Annotated in this window: 3 protein-coding genes; all 3 read right to left on the reverse strand. The window is 72.1% G+C overall.

The window, feature by feature from the left end:
- The coding region (locus G9H71_RS21015; protein WP_166284729.1) for a transposase at nt 1-257 on the reverse strand (257 nt) is incomplete at its 3' end.
- Nucleotides 258-471: 214 nt separating this feature from the next.
- Complete coding sequence (locus tag G9H71_RS21020) at nt 472-1,686, reverse strand: McrC family protein (protein WP_231135222.1); 1,215 nt, start codon at nt 1,684-1,686, stop codon at nt 472-474.
- Nucleotides 1,664-4,327 carry an AAA family ATPase gene (locus G9H71_RS25360; protein ID WP_166284731.1) on the reverse strand — a complete coding sequence of 888 codons (2,664 nt, stop codon included), beginning with the start codon at nt 4,325-4,327 and terminating at the stop codon, nt 1,664-1,666. The genes G9H71_RS21020 and G9H71_RS25360 overlap by 23 nt, the downstream gene beginning before the upstream one ends.
- Nucleotides 4,328-4,874 lie beyond the last annotated feature (547 nt).

The raw sequence follows: 4,874 nt of genomic DNA on the forward strand, positions 1-4,874 counted from the left end.
AGCGCCCGCTCGAGCTGGCCGACCTTCTTCTTCAGCTCGGCCAGCTCCAGGGCCTCGGCCGAGGGCTTGTCCCGCGGCGTCGACAACGCCGTCTTGCCGCCCTCGAGCAGCCGGTCACGCCACTGGTAGTACAGCGTCTCGGCGATCTCGTACTCGCGGCACACGTCCCGCACCGACCGGTCACCACGCAACCCGGCCAGCACGGTCTCGGCCCTCTGCTCCGGAGTGAACACCCGGTACTTGCGCTTCTCGCTCATCAGCCCCTCCAGGGCGGTCAGAGCGACCAGCGTCCCCAAGCCCCACGGCTCAGGGAAGTGTCAACGCCATCACGGGGTCCTCGTCACACGGCTACAGCGGTCAGATGACACCCGCCCCCCTGCCAGCCCGCCATAGCAGCGCGGGCGCGGTCGTGAGGCTGTGTGCTTAGGCGCGAACGCGACGCGCGCCCAGAGCAGCAGGCGGCCCTGTCGCTCACCTGGCGGCTGGCCGCAGCTCCGCGGTTGTTGAAGTGCTCGCTTTGATGCGGGAGGCAAGAGCCGCGATCTGTGCCAGCAGCTCCGCGGGTGGCAGCGCGGTATCGAGCCGGTCCACAGTGAGGCTGGCCTGGGCTCCGGGCAGCTCGTGCACCTGGCGGGGCGCGCCGTCGGCGTAGATGAGCCAGCCGCTGCGCAAGCCGGCGGCGGTGATGTACGCGAGTAACTGATAGAGGTCGGAGCTGGCCCCGGCCCCGGTGTCCTGCTTGTACTTCACGTCCCCTACCCAGCGGCAGCGGGCGCCTTCCCACCAGGACAGGTCGGGGTTGAGCGGCACCTGCCTGGCGCGGTCGAGCCAGAGCGGGGTGGCGCGGCCGGGGGCGGGGAACTGCTGCTCGGTGAGCCCGAGCGCGTCGCGCAGGGCGGCGCGCACGAAGCTTTCGAAGACGCGGTTCATGTCCAGGACCAGCGCGGCGCCTGCCCCGTCCCCGCCGCGAAGCTCTGGTGCTGCGGCGCCGAGCAGCATCCGGGCGAGCTCGACGGCCGGGCGGTAGTGGGCGTTCAGGCGGGTCCACGTCACGTGGGGCACGGCGTTCGGGGGGAACCAGCTGTGGCTGGTGAGCTCGAAGGCGCCGAGCAGGCGGTACAGCGACCGGCGGGTGCCGGCGGACCGGATCGGCAGCTTGCCCAGCAGGTGCGTGGCGGCGAGCAGGAGCTGGTTCTCCAGGACGTTCTCGTCGAAGCCCTGGTAGCGGACGGCGATTGGCAGATCGATGCCGGGCCGGCGGCGCAGCTGCCCGGCGAGGTTGACGCGGCCGCGGATCGTGGTGAGGTCGTCGTCCACGGTGTGGTAGCCGTGCAGCAGCCCGGCGTTGACCGCGTGGTGGGCGCGGCCGGCGAATAAGGCTGCGGCTCCTTCGAGCAGGTCCTCTTCGTGCTCGAGGCCGGTGTCCTGCTGCCAGCCGGGCGGCGCGCTGGCGTAGGCGGCGAGGAACAGGACCCGGGGCACGGGGAGCTTGGGCTCGATGCTGACTTGCCACTCTGCGGCCGCGGCTACGCCCACCCGGCTGCCGGGTAGCACGTCAAACGTTCCCGGCACGGTGGTGGAAGGCTCCACCCTCGCGCGGAAGGTGTGCCGGAGCAGCCTGATGACGGGTGCGGGTAACGCGAGGGCCGGCGCGGGCGCCCACTCACGCAGGCGCAGCTGGCTCATCGTCATCGCCGTCGCTGTTGCGGGCGAGGGCTGTGCGCAGCCCGTCGAGGCTGAACTGCGCCAGCCGGGCGGGCTGGCCGAAGAAGCGGTCCTCCAGCGCGGGCATGACGGAGTGTTCCCAAGCCCGCTGGATCTGCCGTTCGTCCAAACCTGGCCGCAGGAAGTGGCTCGGCCCGATCGCGGCGGACGGGTCGCCCAGCAGTGTGTTCGCCTGGTCGACTAGGTCTGCGACCCACAACAAGTCGGGTGCGTGGATGGCCAGATAGCGGCGCAGCAGCCCGCGCACCGGCTCCTCGTCCGGGGTGAACGCGACGAAGTAGAACCTGCGGCGCAGCGCGCTGTCCAGCAGCGCAATGGACCGGTCGGCGCTGTTCATGGTGGCCAGCAGCAGCAGGTTCTCGGGCAGGGAGAACGGCTCATTGCTGTAGAGCAGGGTGGCGTCCTCGCCGCGGTACTCCAGCAGAAAGTACAGCTCCCCGAAGACCCGGGCCACGTTGCCCCGGTTCAGCTCATCAATGACCAGGACGTAGGTATGGGCGGGGTCGGCCGCGGCTGCCCGGGCCATCCGCTTCAGCGGACCATCGGTGAGGGCGAACCCTTGTCCCTCCGGCCGCGGGCGCAGCCCCTCGACAAAGTCTTCGTAGGCAAACGAGGGGTGGAACTGCACCAACTGGACACGGCCGCGGTCCCCGGCCAGCCAGGCCGCGAGCTCGCGCGCCACGAAGGTCTTGCCCGTGCCCGGAGGGCCGTAGAAGACCGCCTGCTTCTTGTCGCGCAGCAGCTCCACCGCGTCGTCGAGGAACGGCTCGTCGAGCAGCAGCTGCGCCGCGAGGTCCGCGAGCGAACGCTCCGGCCCCGGCTGGCCGGGAGGCTTCGGCCGTTCGCCCGCCGCCGGGCCCGCTGGCCCTGCCGGAGGGCCGGCCACCGGCTCGGCCGGCTTGCCCCCGCGCCAGCTGCGCAGAGCGGCCACCTGGCTGGTTGCCCAGCCCGCAGGCGCCTCGCCCTCCAACAGTGCCCGGACCAGGGCCTGGGCCGTCACCCGGTCCGGTACCGCCAGCCCGTCCTGCGCGGCGTCCTCGCGTACTTGGTCCAGGAACTTGGCCCAGTAGTCATAGACCTCCGAGGGCGGCGCCGCGCTAGCCGGCCGGTACGCCTCCCACGTGCGGTACGCGCTGTCGGCCAGAGACGCCCGCCACAGCGGATGCAGCGTCGCGGGCAGCGCGCCCAGAAGGAAAGACCCGGCGGTCAGCCGGGTGGCGGAGGTGGGCAGCAAGTCCGGCGGAGCGGCCGCTGCTGTCCCATCGAGTACCGCCTTCTCATCCGCGGACGCCCACAGGTCACGCAGAACGCTGGCCAGCGCCGCGGGGTCCCGGTCAGCCCACGCCCGCAGGGAGGCGGCAACGGCCGGCTCGAGCAAGGGAGCGTTCGTGCCCTCCCCCAGGGCCTGCATCCACGCACTGCCCCCGGCGAGCAAGTCCTCCCGTGCTGCCTGCAGCGCCGGGGCGTGCCCGGCCTCCTGAGCCGCGAGTGCCGCGAGGTCGACATGCTGGGCCAGCGCCTGTGCCCACCGGCCCGCCAGCGCCCATGCCTTGGGCCGCCCCTGCCACTTGCGGGCGTACGGCGCTGCGTAGAGGTCCACGTAGCTGTCCTGCCCGCCGCCCAGAGCGGTGGCCACGCGGCTGAGCCGGGCCGACTGCGGAGCGGGCGGCCCGGCCAGCTCCGGCCAGGCGTCCAGCACCAACCCGCGGTGCTTGCGGCTGACGAGCGGGACGTAGACGTCGGGGAACAGCAAGTGCTCCAGGGCGAACCGCTGCGTGTAGGCGCCCCGCTCGGGCAGGGCTTCGGTCAGCTCGAGGAGGGCTTCAGGCTCGGCGAGGGTCCGGCGGCGCTCGGCGTCATTCTGCTCGGCTACCCGCAGCGCGAAGTCAATGAGATAGGCAAACTGCTTCCACCGCTGGGAGTGGAAGGCGGTGCCCGGGCTCACGAGGCCGCCGTCGAGCGCTGGAGCCAGGGCTTGCGGGATCGCCGGCAGGCCGTCGCGGAAGCCGAGGACGGCCTCGACGACTTCCCGCTTGCGGCTGCTGCCGACGGCGCTGGTGTGCGCCACCAGGAAGTGCACGAACAGGAGCTCGGCTGCCAGCTGCGGCACAGCGTCCGGTGCCCCGCTCAGCTGGCGCCGCAGCTTGACCAGGAAGCCGTCGCTGCTTTCGTCCGGCTGCTCGGTGAACGCCTCGCGCAGCTGCAGCAAGTCGGCGGGCCGGTACAGCGCACGGTCATCAAACAGGCCCTGCTGGCCCAGCAGGCACCGCCCGGCCCAGAGCTGTGCGGCGGCATAGGCGGGCGCGGCGCTTGGCCGCGGGACGCGTGTAGCAGACAGAGCGACCTCCGTGGGCAGGCGGGGGCTGGCGTGGAGGGCGATCCTGCCACGGCCCCGCGCCGGCCGCGCTCGCGAAACTGCCTCTCGTCCGCCCCCCCCGGCCCCGTGTGGCGCAGCCCGCCAGCGCGCCGGGCAGATCTGCAGCAGTGCTTCGCGCCGCCCGGCCTGCTGCCCGCGCCATCCGCGCACGCCAGATACGGCGGCGTCCTCGACAGCGCCGGTAACCGGTACGCCAAGAAGTGCGGGGCGTTCTGGCCCGCCCACGCTCAACACCTTCGCGACCGCGCGAGAAGGGCAGGCTTTCTCAGCGACGTGGACGCCCGCCTTCAGCCTTGGAACAGATCAACGCGCTCGCGTGCCTCAGCAGCCGTTACGGTGCCGGGATCCTCGAGCCGGACTCCCGGCTGCTCGGCCGGCAAGGGCCGCGCGACCGGGACGGAGACACCGCCACGTCCGACCTGCCCGACGCTGAGCATGACGTCGGCTGGATGGACCTCGCGGCGAGCGCCTCCCCCCCGCGTCACCGCTGCCGCCAGCCTGCTCAGGGCCGGCCAGCTGATACGACGGCTGTGGCCTAGTCCTCCGGCCTGACTCCCATGGCGGGCGCGAAGCCCCGGGTGTCCTTTGAGCTCGCTTCCTCGTACTGGGCGCTCAGCCTGGCTGCGACGGCCTTCTGCGGGCAGGAGGGTGGGAAACGCGCGTGGTGCATCTTCGGGCAGACCCGGGCATACGTCCCACGGCTTCCGGAGCAACACCTCCGTGCCGTCCTTGTGACGTGGACCCCATCTGCGTTGACGGGTCAGGTCGCTGT

Origin of the sequence: Motilibacter deserti, assembly GCF_011250635.1 — a bacterium.
Lineage (GTDB): Bacteria > Actinomycetota > Actinomycetes > Motilibacterales > Motilibacteraceae > Motilibacter_A > Motilibacter_A deserti.

Bases quoted from the DNA above. Each gene is read 5' to 3' on its own strand.
- G9H71_RS21020 (WP_231135222.1), bottom strand. From the start codon at position 1,686: ATGAGCCAGCTGCGCCTGCGTGAGTGGGCGCCCGCGCCGGCCCTCGCG.